General features: G+C 72.5%; 21 protein-coding genes. 15 read left to right on the top strand and 6 right to left on the bottom strand.

The window, feature by feature from the left end:
- Positions 1-19: 19 nt before the first annotated feature.
- A complete protein-coding gene (locus ACIBG6_RS37080; protein WP_399227169.1) occupies positions 20-760 on the top strand; it encodes a 2-phosphosulfolactate phosphatase in 741 nt (246 codons plus the stop codon).
- The gene (locus ACIBG6_RS37075) at positions 757-1,158 is read left to right on the top strand and encodes a hypothetical protein (RefSeq protein ID WP_399227168.1); all 402 of its coding nucleotides are present in this window, start codon (positions 757-759) and stop codon (positions 1,156-1,158) included. Before ACIBG6_RS37080 ends, ACIBG6_RS37075 begins: the two co-directional genes overlap by 4 nt.
- A gap of 105 nt (positions 1,159-1,263) precedes the next feature.
- Here the strand turns inward: ACIBG6_RS37075 and ACIBG6_RS37070 are convergent, their stop codons facing one another.
- Together ACIBG6_RS37070 and ACIBG6_RS37065 are read right to left on the bottom strand one after the other, a co-directional pair.
- A complete protein-coding gene (locus ACIBG6_RS37070) occupies positions 1,264-3,711 on the bottom strand; it encodes a Tex family protein (RefSeq protein WP_399227166.1) in 2,448 nt (815 codons plus the stop codon).
- 137 nt (positions 3,712-3,848) lie between these two features.
- Positions 3,849-4,715 carry a hypothetical protein gene (locus ACIBG6_RS37065; protein ID WP_399227165.1) on the bottom strand — a complete coding sequence of 289 codons (867 nt, stop codon included), beginning with the start codon at positions 4,713-4,715 and terminating at the stop codon, positions 3,849-3,851.
- 126 nt (positions 4,716-4,841) lie between these two features.
- Here ACIBG6_RS37065 and ACIBG6_RS37060 point away from each other — a divergent pair, with 126 nt between their 5' ends.
- Both ACIBG6_RS37060 and ACIBG6_RS37055 read left to right on the top strand, forming a co-directional pair.
- The gene (locus ACIBG6_RS37060) at positions 4,842-5,813 is read left to right on the top strand and encodes a GlxA family transcriptional regulator (RefSeq protein ID WP_399227164.1); all 972 of its coding nucleotides are present in this window, start codon (positions 4,842-4,844) and stop codon (positions 5,811-5,813) included.
- An 11-nt stretch (positions 5,814-5,824) separates the two neighbouring features.
- The gene (locus ACIBG6_RS37055; RefSeq protein ID WP_399227163.1) at positions 5,825-6,469 is read left to right on the top strand and encodes a DJ-1/PfpI family protein; all 645 of its coding nucleotides are present in this window, start codon (positions 5,825-5,827) and stop codon (positions 6,467-6,469) included.
- A gap of 18 nt (positions 6,470-6,487) precedes the next feature.
- Here the strand turns inward: ACIBG6_RS37055 and ACIBG6_RS37050 are convergent, their stop codons facing one another.
- Positions 6,488-7,231 (bottom strand): enoyl-CoA hydratase/isomerase family protein, encoded by a 744-nt coding sequence (locus ACIBG6_RS37050; RefSeq protein ID WP_399227161.1) that lies wholly within the window; start codon positions 7,229-7,231, stop codon positions 6,488-6,490.
- A gap of 258 nt (positions 7,232-7,489) precedes the next feature.
- Between ACIBG6_RS37050 and ACIBG6_RS37045 the strand changes: the two genes are divergently transcribed.
- Positions 7,490-8,011 carry an ATP-binding protein gene (locus ACIBG6_RS37045; protein WP_317600862.1) on the top strand — a complete coding sequence of 174 codons (522 nt, stop codon included), beginning with the start codon at positions 7,490-7,492 and terminating at the stop codon, positions 8,009-8,011.
- Here the strand turns inward: ACIBG6_RS37045 and idi are convergent.
- The 3 genes from idi to ACIBG6_RS37030 form a co-directional block, all read right to left on the bottom strand.
- Positions 7,977-8,597 carry an isopentenyl-diphosphate Delta-isomerase gene (idi, locus tag ACIBG6_RS37040; RefSeq protein ID WP_399227160.1) on the bottom strand — a complete coding sequence of 207 codons (621 nt, stop codon included), beginning with the start codon at positions 8,595-8,597 and terminating at the stop codon, positions 7,977-7,979. The genes ACIBG6_RS37045 and idi overlap by 35 nt on opposite strands.
- A gap of 151 nt (positions 8,598-8,748) precedes the next feature.
- The gene (locus ACIBG6_RS37035) at positions 8,749-10,011 is read right to left on the bottom strand and encodes a GNAT family N-acetyltransferase (protein WP_399227159.1); all 1,263 of its coding nucleotides are present in this window, start codon (positions 10,009-10,011) and stop codon (positions 8,749-8,751) included.
- Between the two features lie 213 nt (positions 10,012-10,224).
- Complete coding sequence (locus ACIBG6_RS37030) at positions 10,225-11,166, bottom strand: cation diffusion facilitator family transporter (protein ID WP_399227158.1); 942 nt, start codon at positions 11,164-11,166, stop codon at positions 10,225-10,227.
- Positions 11,167-11,579: 413 nt separating this feature from the next.
- Between ACIBG6_RS37030 and ACIBG6_RS37025 the strand changes: the two genes are divergently transcribed.
- From ACIBG6_RS37025 to hpnD, 10 genes are all read left to right on the top strand, one after another.
- The gene (locus ACIBG6_RS37025) at positions 11,580-13,403 is read left to right on the top strand and encodes a DUF5941 domain-containing protein (RefSeq protein WP_399227226.1); all 1,824 of its coding nucleotides are present in this window, start codon (positions 11,580-11,582) and stop codon (positions 13,401-13,403) included.
- Positions 13,400-14,137: a sugar phosphate nucleotidyltransferase gene (locus tag ACIBG6_RS37020; protein ID WP_399227157.1), complete on the top strand. Its 738-nt coding sequence runs from the start codon at positions 13,400-13,402 to the stop codon at positions 14,135-14,137. The genes ACIBG6_RS37025 and ACIBG6_RS37020 overlap by 4 nt, the downstream gene beginning before the upstream one ends.
- A complete protein-coding gene (locus tag ACIBG6_RS37015) occupies positions 14,125-15,186 on the top strand; it encodes an iron-containing alcohol dehydrogenase family protein (protein WP_399227156.1) in 1,062 nt (353 codons plus the stop codon). The genes ACIBG6_RS37020 and ACIBG6_RS37015 overlap by 13 nt, the downstream gene beginning before the upstream one ends.
- Positions 15,164-15,943 carry a CDP-alcohol phosphatidyltransferase family protein gene (locus ACIBG6_RS37010; RefSeq protein ID WP_399227155.1) on the top strand — a complete coding sequence of 260 codons (780 nt, stop codon included), beginning with the start codon at positions 15,164-15,166 and terminating at the stop codon, positions 15,941-15,943. The genes ACIBG6_RS37015 and ACIBG6_RS37010 overlap by 23 nt, the downstream gene beginning before the upstream one ends.
- A 47-nt stretch (positions 15,944-15,990) precedes the next feature.
- Complete coding sequence (locus ACIBG6_RS37005) at positions 15,991-16,836, top strand: glycosyltransferase family 2 protein (RefSeq protein ID WP_399227225.1); 846 nt, start codon at positions 15,991-15,993, stop codon at positions 16,834-16,836.
- A 48-nt stretch (positions 16,837-16,884) separates the two neighbouring features.
- Positions 16,885-17,814 (top strand): ABC transporter permease, encoded by a 930-nt coding sequence (locus ACIBG6_RS37000; protein WP_317600873.1) that lies wholly within the window; start codon positions 16,885-16,887, stop codon positions 17,812-17,814.
- Positions 17,807-18,592 carry an ABC transporter ATP-binding protein gene (locus tag ACIBG6_RS36995; RefSeq protein WP_329620239.1) on the top strand — a complete coding sequence of 262 codons (786 nt, stop codon included), beginning with the start codon at positions 17,807-17,809 and terminating at the stop codon, positions 18,590-18,592. The genes ACIBG6_RS37000 and ACIBG6_RS36995 overlap by 8 nt, the downstream gene beginning before the upstream one ends.
- 176 nt (positions 18,593-18,768) lie before the next feature.
- The gene (locus ACIBG6_RS36990) at positions 18,769-19,416 is read left to right on the top strand and encodes a TetR/AcrR family transcriptional regulator (RefSeq protein ID WP_399227154.1); all 648 of its coding nucleotides are present in this window, start codon (positions 18,769-18,771) and stop codon (positions 19,414-19,416) included.
- Between the two features lie 314 nt (positions 19,417-19,730).
- Positions 19,731-20,642, top strand: coding sequence for a squalene synthase HpnC (gene hpnC / locus ACIBG6_RS36985; RefSeq protein ID WP_399227153.1), 912 nt, complete (start codon positions 19,731-19,733; stop codon positions 20,640-20,642).
- On the top strand, positions 20,639-21,589 hold the full coding sequence (gene hpnD / locus ACIBG6_RS36980; protein ID WP_399227152.1) for a presqualene diphosphate synthase HpnD: 951 nt from the start codon (positions 20,639-20,641) through the stop codon (positions 21,587-21,589). Before hpnC ends, hpnD begins: the two co-directional genes overlap by 4 nt.
- Positions 21,590-21,699 lie beyond the last annotated feature (110 nt).

Raw genomic sequence — 21,699 nt, 5'->3', positions numbered from 1 at the left:
GAGCCCTGCTGGCGACCTCATGACGATCTCCTTCGGCTGGGGGCCCGTCGAGGCACGGGCCCTCGCCCCGGCGGCCGCCTGTGTCGTCGTGGTCGACGTGCTCTCCTTCACCACGTCCGTCGGTGTCGCGGTCGAGGGCGGCGCGGCCGTCCACCCGTACCGGTGGCGGGACGCGACCGCGGCGGCGTTCGCGCGGGAGAAGGACGCCGTCCTCGCCGTCGGCCGGCGCGAGGCCACCGAGGCGCACCCGTGGTCGCTCTCTCCGGCCGCGCTGCGCACGGCGCCCGTGCCCGACCGTCTCGTCCTGCCGTCCCCGAACGGCTCCACCATCTCGGCCGAGGCCGCCTCGGGCGGCGCGACCGTCGTCGCCGCCTCCCTGCGCAACCCCACGGCCGTCGCCCGCTGGCTCGCGGACCGGGGATACGGCTCCGCGGACCGCCCGCTCGCCGTCATCGCCTCCGGCGAGCGGTGGCCCGACGGCTCGCTGCGCCCCGCCCTCGAAGACCTGCTGGGCGCGGGAGCGGTGCTCTCCGCCCTCGCGCGTACGGGTACGGGGGGCGCCCCGAGCCCGGAGGCGAGCGCGGCGGCCACGCTGTGGGCGGCGACGGAGGACCCGGTCGCCGCCTTGCACGGCTGCGACTCGGGCCGTGAACTGTACGAGTACGGCTTTCCGCAGGACGTGGCCGTGGCCGCCGAGATCGACAGCTCGACGACCGTCCCCGTCCTCGTGGACGGTGCATTCCAGGAGGCAGCACCATGACCGACCTACTGACCCGGCTGACCGAGATGCTGGACGATCTCGACGCGGACGTCGACGAGACGATCGACCTCGCCGACGAGATCGCCGCCTCGGGCGACGCCGGTCTCCTGCCCCGCCTCCAGGCGGAGCTGGACCGCGCCCTCACCGACCGGAACGCCTACGCCCGTGAACTCCTCGGTGGAGTCCTCGCCGCCATCGGCGGCCCGGAAGCCCTCCCGACCCTGATCCGCGCCTCGGCCGTCGACCTCGGCGACGACCAGGACGGCCTGGCGGCCGAGATCGTCGACCTGGTCCAGGCGGATCCGGCGACGGCCGGCAGTGTTCTCCGGCCCCTGACGGAGGACGACGACCTCTCCGTCGCCAACCGCGCCGAGTGGGCGCTGCGCTTCGTGCCGTAAAGGCGCTGTGACGTGCGACGAGGCCGCGACCCGGTGGGTCGCGGCCTCGGTCGTTCCCTCAGGTGGGCGGGGCCGATGCGGATCGGCCCCCCACACATCGGCTGCTTACTTGCGCTTGCCGCCGCCCTCGCCGAGGAGACCGGCCTTGCGCAGGGCGTCCGCCATCGCACTGTTGCCCGGCGCCGGGGCCGACGAGCGGTCGCGGCCGCCCCTCTCGTCCCGGCCGCCTCGGTCGTTCCGGCGGCCACCGCCACCTCCGGCTCCGCTGCCGGCTCCGCCGCCCTGGCGCTGCTGCGGCGGACGGCCACCCCGCTCGGCCCGCTCCCCGCGCTCGCCCCGCTCGCCGCGCTTGGGCGCGCCGCCCGACGCGTCCGTGCCCGCCTCGTCGTCCAGGCGCAGGGTCAGGGAGATCCGCTTGCGCGGGATGTCGACGTCCATGACCTTGACCTTGACCACGTCGCCGGGCTTCACGACGTCACGCGGGTCCTTGACGAAGGTCTTCGACATCGCCGACACGTGCACCAGACCGTCCTGGTGCACACCGATGTCGACGAACGCCCCGAAGGCGGCCACGTTCGTGACGACCCCCTCCAGGACCATCCCCGAGGCCAGGTCGCCGATCTTCTCGACGCCCTCCTTGAAGGTGGCCGTCTTGAACGCCGGTCGCGGGTCGCGGCCCGGCTTCTCCAGCTCGCGCAGGATGTCCGTCACCGTCGGGAGACCGAAGGTCTCGTCGACGAACTCGTCGGCGCGCAGCGAGCGCAGTGTGCCCGTGTCACCGATCAGCGCGGCGACCTGTCCGCCCGTCGTCTTCGCCATCCGGCGCACCACCGGGTACGCCTCCGGGTGCACCGCCGAGGAGTCGAGCGGGTCGTCGCCGCCCCGGATGCGCAGGAAGCCCGCGCACTGCTCGTACGCCTTCGGGCCGAGCCGGGCCACGTCCTTCAGCGCCTTGCGGGAGCGGAACGGGCCGTTGGCGTCGCGGTGCGCGACGATGTTCTCCGCGAGACCGGCGCTGATCCCGGAGACCCGCGAAAGCAGCGGCGTGGACGCGGTGTTGACGTCGACGCCGACGCCGTTCACACAGTCCTCGACCACGGCGTCGAGCGAGCGCGAGAGCTTCACCTCGGCCAGGTCGTGCTGGTACTGGCCGACGCCGATCGACTTCGGGTCGATCTTCACGAGCTCCGCCAGCGGGTCCTGGAGCCGCCGCGCGATCGACACGGCGCCGCGCAACGACACGTCGAGGTCCGGGAGTTCCTGCGAGCCGAAGGCGGAGGCCGAGTAGACCGAGGCGCCGGCCTCCGAGACCATCACCTTGGTCAGGTTCAACTCCGGGTGCTTGGCGAGGAGTTCGGCGGCCAGCTTGTCGGTCTCCCGGGAGGCCGTGCCGTTGCCGATCGCGACCAGCTCGACCGCGTGCTGCTTCGCGAGGCGCGCCAGCCTGTCGAGCGCCTGGTCCCACTTGTTGGCGGGGACGTGCGGGTAGATCGTGTCGGTGGCGACGACCTTGCCGGTCGCGTCGACGACGGCGACCTTCACGCCCGTACGGAAGCCGGGGTCGAGACCCAGCGTCGCCCGGGTGCCGGCCGGCGCGGCGAGCAGCAGGTCGCGCAGGTTGGCCGCGAAGACCCGGACGGCCTCGTCCTCGGCGGCGGTCCGCAGCCGCAGCCGCAGGTCGATCCCGAGGTGCACCAGGATGCGGGTCCGCCAGGCCCAGCGGACGGTGTCCTGGAGCCACTTGTCGCCGGGGCGCCCCCGGTCGGTGACGCCGAAGCGGTGCGCGACGATCCCCTCGTACGAGGACGGGCCGGGCGTCTCGGACGGCTCCTCCGGCTCCAGGTCGAGGCTGAGGACGTCCTCCTTCTCGCCGCGCAGCATGGCGAGCACCCGGTGCGAGGGCAGCGCCGTGAACGGCTCGGCGAAGTCGAAGTAGTCGGCGAACTTCGCCCCCGCCTCCTCCTGGCCGTCCCTGACCTTCGCGGCCAGCCGGCCACGGCCCCACATGCGCTCGCGCAGCTCGCCGATCAGGTCGGCGTCCTCGGAGAACTTCTCGGTGAGGATCACCCGCGCGCCGTCCAGGGCCGCGGCGGTGTCCGCGACGCCCTTGTCCGCGTCCACGAACGCGGCCGCGGCGGCCGTCGGCTCCACCGAGGGGTCGCCGAGCAGCCCCTCCGCCAGCGGCGTCAGCCCGGCCTCGCGGGCGATCTGGGCCTTCGTCCTGCGCTTCGGCTTGAAGGGCAGGTAGATGTCCTCCAGGCGCGCCTTGGTGTCGGCGGCCCGGATCCGGGCCTCGAGGTCCTCCGTCAGCTTGCCCTGCTCGCGTACCGAGTCGAGGATCGCCGACCGGCGGTCCTCCAGCTCGCGCAGATAGCGCAGCCGCTCCTCCAGGGTGCGGAGCTGCGCGTCGTCGAGCATCTCCGTCGCTTCCTTGCGGTAGCGCGCGATGAACGGCACGGTCGAACCGCCGTCGAGCAGCTCGACGGCCGCCTTCACCTGTCGCTCGCGTACGCCGAGTTCCTCGGCGATCCTTGCTTCGATGGACGTCGTCACGGTGTCCCGACTCGCCTTCTCGTGCCTCAAGCTTGCGAGTGCATTGTGCCGGGTCGGTCACCCGGATGCGGCAACCGACCCGTCCCGCGCGCGTCCCCGCGCCCGCGTCAGCCCTTGTCAGCCCCTGCTCGGCCCGCTCAGCCCTTGCCGACGAGGTCCTCGGGGAAGGCGCCCGCGACCGCCGCCGTGACCAGGAAGCCGCGCCCCAGCTCGGTGAGCCGCTCGACGCCCGCCGCGCCGAGGTGCTCGTACGGGGCGGCGTCCAGCCGGTCGGTCTGCTGCTCCAGCTCGTCGCGCAGGGCCGTGCCCGCCTCCGTGAGCTCGCCGTCGGCCCCGAGGAGCCCGCGCCCGCGCAGCCGCTCCGTCGCCGCCTCCCAGTCGGCGCGCTTCCAGCCGCGCGAGCCGAGCACCCAGCGCGGGGCCATGCCCTTGCCGGTGGCGGTGTGGGAGGCGAGGGCCTCGACGGGGTCGAGGCCGACGGTGAGCAGGGCCGCGAGGTGGCCGTCGCCCCGGTGCTCGCGCAGCAGGGTGGCGGCGTACCAGTAGGCGAGGTGCGGGGCCTCCGGCACCGGCAGGTCCGCGTGGGCCGAGTAGAGCGGCCGGGCGTGCCGGGTGCAGGCCTCCGTGGCGCGCAGGGCGAGCACCGCGGCCTCGGCCATCTCCGGGGAGGAGACGGTGTCCTCGCCCAGGAGCCGGCGCAGGGTCGCGTCGACGGTGCGCAGCCGCGCGTCCAGGACGTCGGCGGGGGAGGCGGTGTCCCAGACGGCGGGGAGGTGCCGGGCGAGCAGCTCGTGGTTGTAGTTGTAGAAGGTCGCGGCGACCGTGCCCGCGCCCACCGCGCCGAGCGCGGCGCTCCGCGCGGCGAGCCGCATCGCGCTCTGGTCGGTGAAGCCGAGAGCGCTGAATTCGCGGTCCAGGTCGGGCGAGAAGTAGAGCGTGGAGTGCAGCGGGTTGAGGGCGTTGTGGCAGCGGCGTCCGGCGCGCGGCGGCAGGGCAGTCGTCATGGACCGAAGGTTACCGACTGGTCGGTACGACGGGAACAGGGGCGGCCGGACGCGTACCTCCCGATGGCAGGAAAGGTGGGATGCGCGTCGTTGCGGACGCCGGCCGGAGCCGCCGAGGATGGGGGCATGACGCAGCGACCCGTACTCGTCGTCCTCTTCGACGGCGTGCAGAGCCTCGACGTCACCGGCCCCTTCGAGGTGTTCGCCGGTGCCGGCCGGGCCGCCGGGGACCCCTCCACGTACACGATCCGCACCGCCTCCCTGGACGGCGGACCGGTCCGTACGCACAGCGGACTGCGGCTGCTCCCCGACACGACCCTCGCCGAGGCGGTCGCCGACGGCGCCCCGCACACCCTCGTCGTCCCCGGCGGCGAGGGCACGCGGGAACCCGATCCCGCCCTGATCGACTGGCTGCGCACGCACGCCCCGGACGCCGGGCGCCTGGTCTCCGTCTGTACGGGGGCGCTGCTCCTCGCCGAGGCCGGACTCCTCGACGGACACCGGGTGACGACCCACTGGATCGCCTGCGACCACCTCGCGCGCCGCTACCCCGAGGTCGAGGTGGACCCGGACCCCATCTTCGTCCGGGACGGACGGCTCTCCACCTCCGCCGGTGTCACCGCCGGCATCGACCTCGCGCTCGCCCTGGTGGAGGAGGACCTCGGCCGGGACGTGGCCCTCACCGTCGCCCGCCACCTGGTCGTCTTTCTGCGCCGCCCCGGCAACCAGGCCCAGTTCAGCGCCCAGCTGGCCGCCCAGACCGCCCGCCGGGAGCCGCTGCGCGACCTCCAGCAGTGGATCACCGAGCATCCCGACGGGGACCTCTCGGTGGAGGCGCTCGCCGCCCGCGCCCGCCTCTCGCCCCGCCACTTCGCCCGGGCCTTCCGGGCGGAGACCGGCACGACCCCCGGCCGCTACGTCGACCGGGTACGGCTCGAACACGCCCGCCGCCTCCTGGAGGAGACCTCACGCGGGGTCGAGGAGGTCTCCCGCGCCTCGGGCTACGGCACGTCCGAGGCGATGCGCCGCGCCTTCGCCAAGGCCCTCGGCACCGCGCCCGCCGACTACCGCCGCCGCTTCCACTCGCCCGTCAACTGAAAGGCAGCAGCATGCAGATCGCCGTCCTGCTCTACCCGGGCTTCACCACGCTCGACGCCGTCGGCCCGTACGAGCTCCTCGCCCGCATCCCCGGGGCCGAGACCGTCTTCGTCGCCAAGGAGACCGGCCCCGTCCGCAACGACCAGGGCAGCCTCGCCCTCGTCGCCGACAAGACCCTCGCCGAGGTACCGCGCCCCGACATCGTGCTCGTCCCCGGCGGCCCCGACTCCCGCGGCGCCATGAACGACCCGGAGATCCAGGCCTGGCTCCGCACGGCCGACGAGACCAGCACCTGGACGACCTCGGTCTGCACCGGCTCCCTGATCCTGGCCGCCACCGGCGTCCTCGACGGCCGCCGTGCCACCACTCACTGGCTCGCCTTCGAGGAGCTCAAGGCGCTGGGCGTCGAGCCCACCGGCGAGCGGGTCGTCTTCGACGGCAAGTACGTCACCGCCGCCGGGGTCTCCTCGGGCATCGACATGGCGCTGCACCTGATCGGCCGGATCGCCGGGGACGAGGCCGCCCAGACCATCCAGCTGCTCACCGAGTACGACCCGCAGCCGCCCTACGACGCGGGCTCGCCGGAGAAGGCCCCGGCCGAGATCGTCGCGCGGTGGCGGGGCGTGAAGGCGGAGGACCTCCCCCAGGGGCGCTGAGCGAGGACCCGCCGGGCGTCAGCTCCCGTACGTGAAGCGGGGCGCGCGGCGCTCCAGGAAGGCGGCGACCCCCTCCGCGGTGTCGCCGCTGCCGCGCGCCTGCTCCGCCCAGTGGGCGTCCCGGTCCGCCCGCCCGTCGGCGAACTCCTTGGCCGCGGCCTGGGTCAGCAGCGAGCGCGAGGCGAGGACCCGGACGAACTCGGCCACCCGCTTGTCCAGTTCGCCCGCCGGGTGGACCTCGTCCACGAACCCGGTCCGCAGCGCCCGCTCGGTGTCCATCAACTCGCCCGAGAAAAGCAGGTACTTGGCGGTCGAAGGGCCCACGAGGGCGGTCAGCCTGCGGGTCGACGAGGACGGGTAGACGATGCCGAGCTTCGAGGGGGTGATCCCGAAGCGGGCGCCCTCCTCGGCGAAGCGCAGGTCGCACGCGGCGGCGAGCTGGCTGCCGCCCCCGACGCAGAAGCCCCGGACGGCGGCGAGCGTCGGCTTGGGGAAGGCCGCGAGCGCCTCCTCGGCCCGTACCGCGAGGCTCCGCTGCTCGTCACCGGGCTCCCGCAGCGTCGAGATGTCCGCCCCGGCGCAGAAGGTGTCGCCCTCGCCGGTCAGGACCAGGGCCCGCACCGCGCGGTCGGCGGCCAGCCGGTCCAGCACACCGGGCAGCGCGCGCCACATGGCGGCGCTCATCGCGTTGCGCTTGGCGGGGTTGGCGATGACGACGGTGGCGACCCGGTCCGTGACACTGGCCTTCAGCTGCGGCTCCATGGGCCGGATGCTATCCGCCGCACCCGGAGGCTCGATCGGGAAGGGGCGTCACGAGGGGACGCCACGGGGCGAAGGGCGCCCGCCGTCGGGGGCCTTCAGAAAGCGCGCAGGATCAGTCGAACAACTGACGTTGGCATACCCACCCGATCAGAAGGTGGCCGATAAGTGTCGACTTCTGGTCAGTAGGCCGGTCCGCCCGCGCGCATTGCCAAGACTCGATCCGTGGCGAGAATCGAGCACGAGGGTGGGAACCGGACCGTGGACACCCACGGAGGTGTACCCACCCGGTCACCGTCCTACGAAGGAGTCTGGCGCTTCACCGCACCCGCGGTCGACGTCTCCGTCCCGCAGGCCCGGCACGCCGTACGCGACCTGTTGGTCCGCCAGGGAGTCCCTGTCCATGAGGAGATCATGGACGGCCTGCTGCTGATCGTCTCCGAGCTGGTCACCAACGCCGTGCGGCACGCGGCGCTGCTGTCGCCGGAGATAGCGGTGGAGGTCGCGATCGGCCCCGAGTGGATCCGGGTGTCCGTCGAGGACAACCACCCGTACCGCCCCAAGGCGCTGGAGGCGGACTACGGGCAGACCGGGGGCCGCGGACTGCTCCTGGTCCGGGAGGTCGCCCAGGAGGCCGGCGGAGCCTGCGACGTCGAGCACACGGCGAGCGGCGGCAAGATCATCTGGGCGGCGCTGCCCCTGGCCCCGATGGCACCGGGGCCGGGGGGCGCGTCCCATGAGCCGATGGTCACCAGCCCCCGGACGGACCCGTCAGCTCCCTGACGGCCGGCCGCGCCGCGTCGAGCACCGTCATGAACCAGGCGGAGAACGGCGCGGCGGCGTGCCGCTCGGCCAGCTCGGCGGCGGTCACGAACGCGGTCTCCCCGATCTCCTCGGGGTCCGGCCGCGGTTCGGCCTGCACCAGGCCGACGAAGAGGTGGTTGAACTCCTGCTCCACCAGGCCCGAGGCCGGGTCCGGGTGGTTGTAGCGGACGGTGCCCGCCTCGGCGAGCAGCGTCGGCGAGACGCCGAGCTCCTCGAAGGTCCGCCGGGCCGCCGCCGCGAACGGCGCCTCGCCCGGGTAGGGGTGGCCGCAGCAGGTGTTGGACCAGACGCCGGGGGAGTGGTACTTGCCGAGCGCCCGCCGCTGGAGCAGCAGCCGGCCGGACTCGTCGAAGAGGAAGACGGAGAAGGCGCGGTGCAACTGACCCGGCGCCTGGTGGGCGGCGAGCTTCTCCGCCGTGCCGATGGTCGTCCCGTCCTCGTCGACCAGTTCGAGCATGATCGGCGCCGGTGCTCCGGACGGCTGGACGCCGTTCGACGTGATCTCCGGCGAGATCTGAGCCACTGTGGCTGGTGTGGTCGGCATACCCGTCCTTCGCTTCGGTCCTCGGCCCGGTGGGGCAACCCCAGTCTGCCGTACAAAAGCGGCTTGTCCGCACTTCGTCGGCCGGACGTCGCCGCTCCCGCCGCACCGGAGTACACCGGCGCGGCGGGAGCGGAGGGACCTCAGGGGGCAGTCAGACCCCGAAAGCCGCCGGATAGACGAGGGTGCCCGACGGGACGGGCACGGATCCGTCCAGGACGAGCGCCATCATGGCCTCGTCCGGAACCTCGAAACCTGGCTTGATTCCGTACTCGGACGCCCGTACGAACCCGAATCGTGGGTAGTACTCCGGATGGCCCAGGACGAGGACGAGCGGCTCTCCGCGCAGCCGGGCCGCGTCGAGCACCGCCCGGACGACGGCCTGCCCGGCCCCCGTCCGCTGGTACTCCGGAGCCACCGAGACCGGTGCGAGCGCCGCCGCGGGGGCACCGCCCACCCGGCAGCGTGTGATCAGGGCGTGCGCCGCGATCGAGCCGTCCGGGGCCTCCGCCACGTACGACAGACCGGGCAGCCAGGCGTCGGCGTCCCGCCGGAGGTTGTCGACCAGATCGGCCTCACCCTCCGACGGGGTGTCCGCCGATCCGAAGGCCGCCGACACGACCCGCCACACCGCCGGGGCGTCCTCGGCGGTCTCCTCGCGGACGAGCCAGCGCGGGTCGGCCGGCCGCAGGACGAAACCGGCGTAGCCGTAGTCCCCGCCGTGCTCGCGCCGCAGGGCGATCTCGGTGCGCGCCCCGGCCACGGCCTCGGCCATGCCCGGCACGGTGGTGTCGGCCGCCTCGGCGTGCGCGGCGAGCGGGACGTAGTACTCGTCCCAGTCGCTCTCCGGCTGCGGGACGGTGCCGACGACGTGGTAGCCGGCCTCGACCGCAGCCGCCGCGTTCCCGGCGACGGTACGGAGCGTGTAGTGCTCCTCCCAGAAGGCGCGGGCAGCGGGGCCCGGCTCCTCGGTGGTCCACACGCACTCGGTGAGCACGAGCGTGCCGCCCGCCGCGAGCAGCCTGCGCCACTCGGCCAGAGCCCGGTCGAAGCCGAGCACGAAGACCGAGCTCTCGGCCCAGACCAGGTCGAAGGAGCCGTCGGGGAAGGGCAGCGCGCCCATGTCGGCGTCGACGGTGCGGATCGAACCGTCGAGCCCGCGCGCGGCCGCGGATTCCCGCAGCTCGGCGAGGAACGGCTCGTGGGTGTCGACGGCCGTCACCTCGGCGCCCGCCTCGGCCGCCAGGAGCAGCGCGGAACGGCCCGGGCCGCAGCCCAGGTCGAGCACGCGCGGACGTTCCGGAAGCCGGCCCGCGAGCGCGAGCAGCCGACGGGTGGTGGTGTCGGATCCGGGGCCCTGCCGCGGAAGACCGTGGTGCAGGGCGAAGAAGGAGTCGTACAAAGCGTTGTCGGACAACGTGGGAAACCCTTGTGTGAGAGGGCCCCGGCCGACGACGTGACGTACCGGTGGGAAGACCGGGATCAGGTCAGCCGGTGACCCGGGAGCTGAAGCTGGACCGGGCGCTGCCGCACTGGGCAGCCTCCATCGCGACGGTCATCAACCTCAGCTCCTCTCCACACCTGTACGTCCGAAGATCCTAACAGTCCCGGGATCTCACAGGCAGGGATCTCACAGGCAGAGCTTCGCCTCGTGCTGCGCGTGCCCGGCGGGCTCCAGCTGGAACGTGCAGTGCTCCACGTCGAAGTGGGAGCCCAGGCACCCCTGGAGGTCGTGCAGCATCTTCTCGTGCCCGACCGAGTCCAGCGCGCCCTGGTCCACCACGACGTGGGCGGAGAGCACCGGCATGCCCGAGGTGATCGTCCAGGCGTGCAGGTCGTGGACGTCCTCGACGCCCGGCAGCGCCAGTATGTGGGCCCGTACCTCTGCCATGTCGACGCCCTTGGGGGCCGCCTCCAGGAGTACGTCCAGGGTCTCGCGCAGCAGCTTGACCGTGCGGGGCACGATCATCAGGCCGATCACGATCGAGGCGATGGGGTCGGCGTACTGCCAGCCCGTTGTGATGATGATGCCGGCCGCGACGATCACCGTGACCGAGCCGAGCGCGTCCGCGAGCACCTCCAGATACGCCCCGCGCACGTTGAGGCTGTCCTTCTGGCCCCGGGCGAGCAGGGAGAGGGAGATCATGTTGGCCACCAGGCCGACCACGGCGAAGGCGATCGCCAGGCCGCCCTTGGTCTCGGCGGGCTCGACGAACCGCTGGATCGCCTCGTACAGCACGTATCCGCCGACGACGAGCAGCAGCAGACAGTTGGCGAGCGCCGCCAGGATCTCGGCCCGGGCGAATCCGAAGGTGCGGTTCCCGGAGGGCGGCCGGTTGGCGAAGTGGATCGCGAGCAGCGCCATCGCGAGGCCGACGGCGTCCGTCGCCATGTGGGCCGCGTCGGCGATCAGCGCGAGCGAGTCCGAGACCACACCGCCGATGATCTCGATCACCATCACGGAGAGCGTGATGCCGAGCGCGATCCGCAACCGGTTCTTGTACGCGGCCCCCGCGGTGCCCGTGGGGGGCGCTCCGCCGTGACTGTGCCCGTGGTCGTGTCCAGCCCCCATGAGATGGCCTCCCGATCGAGTCGTTTCCGTCTGCCCCAAGTGGCAAGTGAACTACGGGTGGGGGGTATGTGCAACACGGTACTGAACACCGTTGTCATATGCTCTGACCTGCGGTGATGCTCTCACGACCGGCCATGGCGGGAACTGGTCGGCAGGGGCCCCGCACGGCGGACGCCGCCAGGGACCCCCGGGCGGGACCACCACCCGTCCGAGCCGATCTCCCCAGTGCCTCTCGCACCCGTGAGGCCACGGGTGGGCCCGGGGGAGTCCGGCCCGCGAAGCCTCGGTGAACTCACGCTCCGTTCATCCGATAGCCTCAGCCGACGTGCCGCCGCCCGGCGCCGGGCCGCGCCGCCGCGCCCCGGGCCGCCACGGCCCGCAGGCCCCTCGTCAGCTCCAAGGAGTGAGTTCGTCTGTCGACCGCCATCCTCACCGGCCCGCCGGCACCCGGATCCTCGCTCGACGCTGATCTGCGGTCGCTCGGCTTCGACGTCCGGATCGCCACCGGCGCCGAGGAGACCGGCACCGTGCTGGCATCCGTCCCGGCGGACGAGCGCGTCGCGCTCGTCGACCCCCGGTTCGTCGGTCATGTGCACGCCCTGCGGCTCGCCCTCACCGACCCCCGGTTCCCGGCCGCGGCCACGACCGGCGCGCTCTCCGCGCAGAGCGAGGCCCGCCCCGCGCTCACCCGCGCCCTGACCGCCGTGACGGCGGTGACCGTGCCCGCGGGATCCGCCGACGCCGACGCCTCCGCCGACGACCTCACCGGCAGCCTCGCCGACGCCCTCGCCGCCGACGGCGTCGCCGTGCACCGGCCCCCGCTCGGCACCCTCGTCGCCACCGTGCCCGCCGACGCCGAGGCCCGCCACGAGGCGCGCGCCGCCGTCGCCGCCGTCGACGAGGAAGCCGTACGCCTCCGCTCGGCGGTCAAGGCCCAGGACGGCTTCTTCACCACCTTCTGCATCAGCCCGTACTCGCGCCACATCGCCCGCTGGTGCGCGCGCCGCGGCCTGACCCCCAACCAGGTCACCACCGCCTCGCTGCTCACCGCGCTGATCGCGGCCGGCTGCGCGGCGACCGGTGAGCGCGGCGGCTACGTCGCCGCCGGAATCCTGCTCCTCGTCTCCTTCGTCCTCGACTGCACCGACGGGCAGATCGCCCGCTACTCGCTGCAGTACTCGACGCTGGGCGCCTGGCTCGACGCGACCTTCGACCGCGCCAAGGAGTACGCCTTCTACGCGGGCCTCGCCCTCGGCGCCGCCCGCAACGGTGATGACGTCTGGGCCCTCGCGCTCGGCGCCATGGTCCTCATGACCTGCCGGCACGTCGTGGACTTCTCGTTCTACGAGGCCACCTACGACGCCGCAGCGAGCAAGAGCCCCTCCGCCGCCCTCTCCGGCCGGCTCGACAGCGTCGGCTGGACCGTCTGGGCCCGGCGGATAATCATCCTGCCGATCGGTGAGCGCTGGGCGATGATCGCCGTCCTCACCGCCTTCACCAGCCCCCGGATCGTCTTCTGGGCGCTGATCGTGGGCTGCGCGTTCGCCGCCTGCTACACCACCGCGGGCCGCGTCCTGCGCTCCGTGACCCGTAAGGCGAAGAGGACGGACCGGGCCGCCCAGGCCCTCGCCGACCTCGCGGACTCCGGCCCGCTCGCCCGGATCGCGGGCCGGATCTTCGGCGGCCTCGGACTCGGGATGCTTCCCGGGTTCGTCCTCGCGCTGATCGCCACGGGAGCGCTGCTCGCCGTCGTCCTCGTCCGTCCCTTCGGGGACGTGCAGACCGTCGTCGCCGCGGCCTTCTACGTGGTGTTCGCCGGCGTGGCCGTCCACCGCCCCCTCAAGGGCGCCCTGGACTGGCTCGTCCCCCCGCTCTTCCGCGTCGCCGAGTACACCACCGTCCTCGTGCTCGCCGCCCGCTCCGACTCCGCGCACGCCCTTCCGGCGGCGTTCGGGCTGGTCGCGGCGGTCGCCTACCATCACTACGACACGGTCTACCGCATACGCGGTGGCACCGGCGCGCCGCCCACGTGGCTGGTGCGCGTCACCGGCGGACACGAGGGACGCACGCTCCTCGTGGTCGCTCTCGCCGCCCTCCTGGCGGACCGCGGTGACGACTTCACCCTGGCACTGACCGCCCTCGCGGTCGCCGTCGCGCTCGTGGTGCTCGTGGAGTCCATCCGTTTCTGGGTCTCCTCCGGAGCACCCGCCGTACACGACGAAGGAGAAACAGCATGATCGGCCTCGTACTGGCAGCCGGTGCCGGACGCCGTCTGCGTCCCTACACCGACACCCTTCCGAAGGCTCTCGTGCCTGTCGACGGCGAGACCACGATCCTCGACGGGACGCTGAAGAACTTCGCCGAGATCGGCCTCACCGAGGTCGCGATCGTCGTCGGCTACCGCAAGGAGGCCGTCTACGCGCGCAAGGAGGCCCTGGAGGCGAAGTACGGCCTCACCATCACCCTCGTCGACAACGACAAGGCCGAGGAGTGGAACAACGCCTACTCCCTGTGGTGCGCCCGTGAGGTCCTCAAGCGCGGTGTGATCCTCGCCAACGGCGACACCGTCCACCCGGTCTCCGTCGAGGAGACCCTCCTCGCCGCCCGCGGCAACGGCCAGAAGATCATCCTCGCCCTCGACACGGTGAAGAAGCTCGCCGACGAGGAGATGAAGGTCATCGTCGCCGAGGGCAAGGGCGTCGAGCGCATCACCAAGCTCATGGACCCGGCCACCGCCACCGGCGAGTACATCGGCGTCACGCTGATCGAGGCCGAGGCCGCCGAGGAGCTCGCCGACGCCCTCAAGGCCACCTTCGAGCGCGACCCCGACCTCTACTACGAGGACGGCTACCAGGAGCTCGTCAACCGCGGCTTCACCGTCGACGTGGCCCCCATCGGCGACGTCCAGTGGGTCGAGATCGACAACCACGACGACCTCGCGAAGGGCCGTGAGATCGCGTGCCAGTACTGACCCGGCTGATCCCGTCGCCGGTCGTCGTCGACATCCGCCGAGGAGCGCTGGACGACCTGTCCGCGCTCCTCGCGGACCAGCGGATCTCCAGCAACGGCAAGATCGCCGTCGCCATCAGCGGCGGCTCGGGCCTGAAACTGCGTGACCAGTTCGCGCCCGAGCTCCCGGGCGCGGACTGGTACCCGGTCTCCGGCGGCACCATCGACGAGGCCGTGAAGCTCGCCGACGCCATGCGCGGCAAGCGGTACGACGCTGTGGTCGCCCTCGGCGGCGGCAAGATCATCGACGTGACGAAGTACGCGGCGGCCCGGGTCGGCCTGCCGCTGGTGGCCATCGCCACCAACCTCTCGCACGACGGCATCTGCTCGCCGGTGTCCACCCTGGACAACGACAACGGGCGCGGCTCGTACGGTGTGCCGACCCCGATCGCGCTGGTCATCGACCTCGACGTGATCCGGGACGCCCCGGTGCGCTTCGTCCGCTCCGGCATCGGCGACGCGATCTCGAACCTCTCCGCCATCGCGGACTGGGAGCTGTCGCACGAGCAGACGGGCGAGCCCGTCGACGGCCTCGCGGCCGCCATGGCGCGCAGCGCCGGCGAGGCCGTGCTCCGCCACCCCGGCGGCGTGGGCGACGACGACTTCCTCGTCACGCTCTCCGAGGGCCTGGTGATGTCCGGCATCGCCATGTCCATCAGCGGCGACACGCGCCCCTCCTCGGGCGCCTGCCACGAGATCAGCCACGCCTTCGACCTGCTCTTCCCGACGCGGGCCGCGAGCCACGGCGAGCAATGCGGTCTCGGCGCGGCCTTCGCCATGCACCTGCGCGGCGCCCGGGAGGGCTCCGCGCTGATGGTCGAGACCCTGCGCCGGCACGGGCTGCCCGTGCTGCCGGAGGAGATGGGCTTCAGCGTGGACGAGTTCGTCCAGGCGGTGTCCTTCGCCCCGCAGACCCGGCCGGGACGCTTCACCATCCTGGAACACCTCGACCTGTCCGACGACGAGATCAGGGACGCGTACGCCGACTATGCAAAAGCCATCGGTAGCTGAGCTCCGACCGGTCGTCCACGCCCCGGGTGTGAAGGACCGGCGGAGCGGTGAGCACTGGGGCGGCCGCCTGTACATGCGGGAGATCTCGCTGCGGATCACCCGGCGGCTGGTGACCACGAAGGTCACGCCCAACCAGCTGACCTACCTGATGACCGTCTTCGGCGTGCTCGCCGCCCCGGCCCTCCTCGTGCCGGGCATCACGGGCGCCGTCCTCGGCGTCGTGATGGTCCAGATGTACCTGCTGCTCGACTGCGTCGACGGCGAGGTCGCCCGCTGGAAGAAGCAGTTCTCGCTTCAAGGCGTCTGGCTGGACCGGGTCGGCGCGTACCTGTGCGACGCTGCGGTCCTCGTCGGCTTCGGCCTGCGCGCCGCCGACCCGTGGGGCCAGGGCAGGATCGACTGGCTGTGGGCCTTCCTCGGGACCCTCGCCGCCCTCGGCGCGATCCTGATCAAGGCGGAGACCGACCTCGTCGGCGTCGCCCGGCACCAGGGCGGACTCCCGCCGGTCAAGGAGACGGCCTCCGAGCCGCGCTCCTCCGGCATGGCGCTGGCCCGCAAGGCCGCCGCCGCGCTCAAGTTCCACCGGCTGATCCTGGGCATCGAGGCCTCCTTCCTGATCCTGGCCCTCGCGATCCTGGACCAGGTCCGGGGCGACCTCTTCTTCTCCCGGCTCGGCGTCGCCGTCCTCTGCGGCATCGCCCTGCTCCAGACGGTGCTGCACCTGGTGTCGATCCTGGTCTCCAGCAGGCTGAAGTGAGGCCGGCCGTGAGTTCTCCGCTCAAGGTGGGTGCCGTCGTCATCACGATGGGCAACCGCCCCGACGACCTGCGCGCGCTGATCGACTCGGTCGCCAAGCAGGAGGGCGACCGCGTCGAGGTCGTCGTCGTCGGGCAGGGCACCCCGGTCACCGGGGTGCCCGGCTGGGTCCGGACCGTCGACCTGCCGGAGAACCTCGGCATCCCCGCCGGCCGTAACGTCGGCATCGAGGCCTTCGGGCCGGGCGGCACCGACGTCGACGTCCTGCTCTTCCTCGACGACGACGGGCTGCTCGCCCACACGGACACCGCCGAGCTGGTCCGGCAGGCCTTCACGGCGGACCCGCGGCTCGGCATCATCAGCTTCCGCATCGCCGACCCCGAGACCGGGGTCACCCAGCGCCGGCACGTGCCGCGGCTGCGCTCCGCCGACCCGATGCGCTCCTCGCGGGTGACGACCTTCCTCGGCGGCGCCAACGCCGTCCGGACCAAGGTCTTCGCCGAAGTGGGCGCACTCCCGGGGGAGTTCTTCTACGCGCACGAGGAGACCGATCTCGCCTGGCGCGCGCTCGACGCCGACTGGATGATCGACTACCGTTCCGACATGGTGCTGTTGCACCCCACTACCGCACCTTCCCGCCACGCCTCGTACCACTTCAACGTGGCCCGTAACCGAGTGTGGTTGGCACGTCGCAATCTGCCCGCGCCCCTGGTGCCGGTGTATCTCGGCGTCTGGCTGCTGCTCACCCTGGCACGTCGGCCCTCGCTCTCCGCGCTCAAGGCGTGGTTCGGCGGTTTCCGCGAAGGGTGGACGACTCCCTGCGGGCCGCGCCGCCCGATGAGGTGGCGTACGGTGTGGCGGCTGACCCGGCTGGGTCGCCCCCCGGTCGTCTGACATCGTGGTACCGACGTGCCGCGCATCTTGAACACGAAAGTTTCGACTGTGAGTGACACACACCAGGGCGGGGCGGTCGCGACGAGCGCGCCCCCGTCCGTCGACGAGGGCCTGGCCCCGGCCGAGCTGGCCGCGAAGTACGGCCTCGCGGTCAGCGGCGCCCGGCCCGGGCTGTTCGAGTACGTACGCGAGCTGTGGAGCCGCCGCCACTTCATCCTGGCCTTCTCCTCGGCCAAGCTGACCGCCCAGTACAGCCAGGCAAAGCTGGGCCAGGTGTGGCAGGTGGCGACCCCGCTGCTCAACGCCCTGGTCTACTACCTGATCTTCGGGCTGATCCTGGGCGCCGGACAGGGGATGACCAAGGAGGTCTACATCCCCTTCCTGGTCACCGGCATCTTCGTGTTCACCTTCACCCAGAGCTCGGTCATGGCCGGCGTTCGGGCGATCTCGGGGAACCTCGGCCTGGTCCGGGCCCTGCACTTCCCGCGGGCCAGCCTCCCGATCTCCTTCTCGCTCCAGCAGCTCCAGCAGCTGCTGTTCTCGATGATCGTCCTCGTGGCGATCGTGCTCTCCTTCGGCAGCTACCCCTCCCTCCGGTGGCTGCTGGTGATCCCGGCGCTGTTCCTGCACTTCGTGTTCAACGTGGGACTCGCCATGATCGTGGCCAGGATGGGCTCCAAGACCCCCGATCTCGCCCAGCTGATGCCGTTCATCATGCGGACCTGGATGTACGCCTCCGGCGTCATGTTCTCGATCCCCGTGATGCTCGCCGACAAGCCGGCCTGGATCGCCGACATCCTCATGTACAACCCTGCGGCGGTCTACATGGACCTGATCCGCTTCGCCCTCATCGACGGCTACGGCGCGCAGAACCTTCCGGACCACGTCTGGATGACCGCCCTCGGCTGGGCCCTCGCCGTCGGCGCCGGCGGATTCGTCTACTTCTGGAAGGCCGAGGAGAGGTACGGCCGTGGCTGACCCCAACCCGAGCAACGTCCCCACCGTCATCTGCGACGACGTCCACATCGTCTACCGGGTCAACACCGGCGGCGGCGGCAAGGGCAGCGCCACCGCGGCCCTCAGCCGGATCGTCGGCCGCGGCAAGGCCGAGGTCACCCGCGGCGTCCGCAAGGTCCACGCCGTGCGCGGCGTCACCTTCACCGCCTACCGGGGCGAGGCCATCGGCCTCATCGGCTCCAACGGCTCCGGCAAGTCCACACTGCTGCGCGCCGTCGCCGGACTGCTCCCCACCGAGAGCGGCAAGGTCTACACCGACGGCCAGCCGTCCCTCCTGGGCGTCAACGCGGCCCTGATGAACGACCTGACGGGCGAGCGGAACGTCATCCTCGGCGGCCTCGCCATGGGCATGAGCCGCGAGGAGGTGCGCGCCCGGTACGACGGCATCGTCGACTTCTCCGGCATCAACGAGAAGGGCGACTTCATCAGCCTGCCGATGCGCACGTACTCCTCCGGCATGGGCGCCCGGCTCCGCTTCGCCATCGCGGCGGCCAAGAACCACGACGTCCTCCTCATCGACGAGGCGCTCGCGACGGGTGACCGAAAGTTCCAGATCCGCTCCGAGGAGCGCATCCGCGAGCTGCGCAAGGAGGCCGGCACGGTCTTCCTGGTCAGCCACAGCAACAAGTCCATCCGGGACACCTGCGACCGGGTGCTCTGGCTGGAGAAGGGGCAGCTCCTCATGGACGGCCCCACGGACGAGGTCCTCAAGGCGTACGAGCGGGAGACCGCCCGCTAGCGAGTACCCGAGCTGTACGGAACCCCTGCCGGAAGTCACCCGGTAGGGGTTCCTCCGCCCTCCCGTCGCCCACCGCCACCCTTGCCGGAAGGTGCTACGCACCTGCACCCTTCTTCTCCGCGCGTCGCGCTGCCACCTGGAATGTTCATGCGGTAAACATCGGGCAGGATGAGTCCATGGCAGCGATCTCGGGGGGAAAGACCTACCACCACGGCGATCTGCGCAACGCGCTGATCTGCGCCGCCGTCGACCTGGCCACCGACGGCGGGCCCGAGCGGGTCGTCCTGCGCGAGGCCGCCCGCCGGGTCGGCGTCTCGCCCACCGCCGCCTACCGGCACTTCGACGGGCGGGGCGAACTCCTCCGTACCGTCAAGCTCCACGCCCAGCGCCTGCTCGCCGACTCCATGGACCGGGCCGCCGCCCGCGAGCCCGGCGCCGACGACCCCGCCCTGGCCGCCGAGCGCAGGCTCGTCGCCCTCTGTCGGGGGTACGTCGGCTTCGCCGTGGACCAGCCGGGCCTCTACCGCGCCGCGTTCTGCGTCCCCCGCCCCGCCGAGGCCGACGAGCCGGTCTCCGGCCGGCAGACTCCCGAGCCCGAGATCCGCGCCTTCACCCTGCTCAAGGAGGCCCTTGAAGGCCTCGCCAGGGCCGGCGGACCCCGCCCCGGCGTCCGGCCCGCCGCCGGTGCCGCAGCGTGGTCGGCCGTGCACGGCCTGTCGCTTCTGCTGCTCGACGGCCCGCTGCGGCGCCTGCCCGCGCAGCGCAGGAACGACGTCGTCGAATCCACCCTGGCCATGGTCGTCTCCGGCGCCCGCACTCCCTGACCCCCGGCCCGGACTCGAACTCCCTTTCCGTACAGGAGGGTTGGCGACCCGTAAGGATGAAGTCCCGGGTCCCTGCCACCCCGGAACGACGACTGCCGTCGTACAACGTAAGCTGGACCGGTCTGTTTCGAGGCAAGTAGGGCGATACCCCACGGCCATCGGGTCGCCGGGAGACGGCCCGGCGGGCAGGAGTAGGCGGCGTGTCCGAAATAGGATGGATTGGATCGGCAGTGTAGAACGGGAGTCGTGACGGCCATGACGCAGAATCTCCAGCTCCACGAGGGTGTCGCCGTCCCCTTGTCGGGCAGCGCCCAGTGACGGGTCCCCGGCAGGTGCGCCCCGACGCCTCTTCGCGCACCACACTCGGCAAGGCCGCGGACGAGAACTTCCCCGTGGCCCCCTTCTTCCTGCCCCGTGCCTGGCGCGACGACCTCATGGCCGTCTACGGCTACGCCCGCCTCGTCGACGACATCGGCGACGGCGACCTCGCCCCGGGCGGCGCCGACGCCCGGCACCTCGGCCTCACCCCCGAGGACGGGGAGGACCGCGTCGCGCTCCTCGACGCCTTCGAGGCCGACCTCCGGCGCGTCTTCGACGGCACTCCTCACCACCCGCTGCTGCGCGCGCTCCAGCCGACCGTCCGGCGGTGCGGCCTCACGCCCGAGCCCTTCCTCGGGCTGATCGCGGCCAACCGCCAGGACCAGCTGGTGCGCCGCTACGAGACGTACGACGACCTCCTCGCGTACTGCGAGCTCTCCGCCAACCCCGTCGGCCGCCTCGTCCTCGCCATCACCGGCACCGACACCCCGGAGCGGATCCGGCGCTCCGACGAGATCTGCACCGCCCTGCAGATCGTCGAGCACCTCCAGGACGTCGCCGAGGACCTCGGCAACGACCGGATCTACCTGCCCGCCGAGGACCTCAAGCGCTTCCACGTCACCGAGGACGACCTGGCCAGGCCCACCGCGGGCGCCTCCGTGCGCGCCCTGATCGCCTTCGAGGCCGAGCGGGCCCGTGAGCTGCTGTACGCGGGCATCCCGCTCGTCGGCAGCGTCCACGGCCGGCTCCGCCTCCTCCTCACCGGATTCACCGCCGGAGGCCTCGCGGCGCTCGACGCGATCACCGCCGCCGGATTCGACGTCCTGCCCGGCCCGCCGGGGCCCACCAAGCCGAGCCTGATGCGCCAGGCTGGAGCGGTTCTGCTCCGGGCGCGGAGAGAGGGGTGAGCGCCACCGTGGAGGGACAGCTCCAGCCGTCCGCGCCCGTACTGGCCGCCTACAGCTACTGCGAGGCGGTCACCGGGCAGCAGGCCCGCAACTTCGCGTACGGGATCCGGCTGCTGCCGACCGAGAAGCGACAGGCGATGTCCGCGCTGTACGCCTTCTCGCGGCGCGTCGACGACATCGGCGACGGCACGCTCCCGGTCGACGCCAAGCGGGAGCGGCTCGAAGCCACCCGCGCGCTGCTCGACCGGGTCCGCACGGGCGAGGTCGACGAGGACGACACCGACCCGGTCGCCGTCGCGCTCGCCGACTCGGCCCGCCGCTTCCCGATCCCGCTCGGCGGCCTCGACGAACTCATCGACGGCGTCCTCATGGACGTGCGCGGCGAGACCTACGAGAGCTGGGACGACCTCAAGGTCTACTGCCGCTGCGTCGCCGGCGCGATCGGCCGGATCTCGCTCGGCGTCTTCGGCACCCAGCCCGGCGCCCCCGGCGCCGACCGCGCCCCCGAGTACGCCGACACCCTCGGCCTCGCGCTCCAACTCACCAACATCCTCAGGGACGTCCGTGAGGACGCCGGGAACGGGCGCACCTACCTGCCCGCCGACGACCTCGCCAAGTTCGGCTGCGGGGACGGCTTCGGGAGCGAGACCCCGCCGCCCGGCGCCGACTTCGCCGGGCTCGTCCACTTCGAAGTACGGCGCGCCCGCGCCCTGTTCGCCGAGGGCTACCGGCTGCTGCCGATGCTCGACCGGCGCAGCGGCGCGTGCGTCGCGGCCATGGCGGGCATCTACCGGCGGCTGCTCGACCGCATCGAGCGCGACCCCGAGGCCGTCCTGCGCGGCCGGGTCTCGCTGCCGGGCCGGGAGAAGGCGTACGTCGCCGTGCGCGGCCTCTCCGGCCTCGACACCCGCCACATCGCACGACGTACCGTCAGGAGGCGTGCCTGATGCGCCCGTACGCCCCCGCCCGCCGGGCAACCCGGAGCGCCGCCCCGGCGTCCCTGCCTGCGGTACCCCTGCCCGGGGTGTCCCGACCCGAGGCATCCCGACCTGACGCA

Source organism: Streptomyces sp. NPDC050842 (assembly GCF_044456565.1).
In the GTDB taxonomy this organism is placed as follows: Bacteria; Actinomycetota; Actinomycetes; order Streptomycetales; family Streptomycetaceae; genus Streptomyces.
Note: the sequence above shows the minus strand (reverse complement) of the source record. Positions and strands in the feature narration are given on the sequence as shown.

Bases quoted from the DNA above. Each gene is read 5' to 3' on its own strand.
- ACIBG6_RS37080 (WP_399227169.1), top strand. From the start codon at position 20: ATGACGATCTCCTTCGGCTGGGGGCCCGTCGAGGCACGGGCCCTCGCC.
- ACIBG6_RS37075 (WP_399227168.1), top strand. From the start codon at position 757: ATGACCGACCTACTGACCCGGCTGACCGAGATGCTGGACGATCTCGAC.
- ACIBG6_RS37065 (WP_399227165.1), bottom strand. From the start codon at position 4,715: ATGACGACTGCCCTGCCGCCGCGCGCCGGACGCCGCTGCCACAACGCC.
- ACIBG6_RS37060 (WP_399227164.1), top strand. From the start codon at position 4,842: ATGACGCAGCGACCCGTACTCGTCGTCCTCTTCGACGGCGTGCAGAGC.
- ACIBG6_RS37055 (WP_399227163.1), top strand. From the start codon at position 5,825: ATGCAGATCGCCGTCCTGCTCTACCCGGGCTTCACCACGCTCGACGCC.
- ACIBG6_RS37050 (WP_399227161.1), bottom strand. From the start codon at position 7,231: ATGGAGCCGCAGCTGAAGGCCAGTGTCACGGACCGGGTCGCCACCGTC.
- idi (WP_399227160.1), bottom strand. From the start codon at position 8,597: ATGCCGACCACACCAGCCACAGTGGCTCAGATCTCGCCGGAGATCACG.
- ACIBG6_RS37030 (WP_399227158.1), bottom strand. From the start codon at position 11,166: ATGGGGGCTGGACACGACCACGGGCACAGTCACGGCGGAGCGCCCCCC.
- ACIBG6_RS37020 (WP_399227157.1), top strand. From the start codon at position 13,400: ATGATCGGCCTCGTACTGGCAGCCGGTGCCGGACGCCGTCTGCGTCCC.
- ACIBG6_RS37010 (WP_399227155.1), top strand. From the start codon at position 15,164: ATGCAAAAGCCATCGGTAGCTGAGCTCCGACCGGTCGTCCACGCCCCG.
- ACIBG6_RS37005 (WP_399227225.1), top strand. From the start codon at position 15,991: ATGGGCAACCGCCCCGACGACCTGCGCGCGCTGATCGACTCGGTCGCC.
- ACIBG6_RS36990 (WP_399227154.1), top strand. From the start codon at position 18,769: ATGGCAGCGATCTCGGGGGGAAAGACCTACCACCACGGCGATCTGCGC.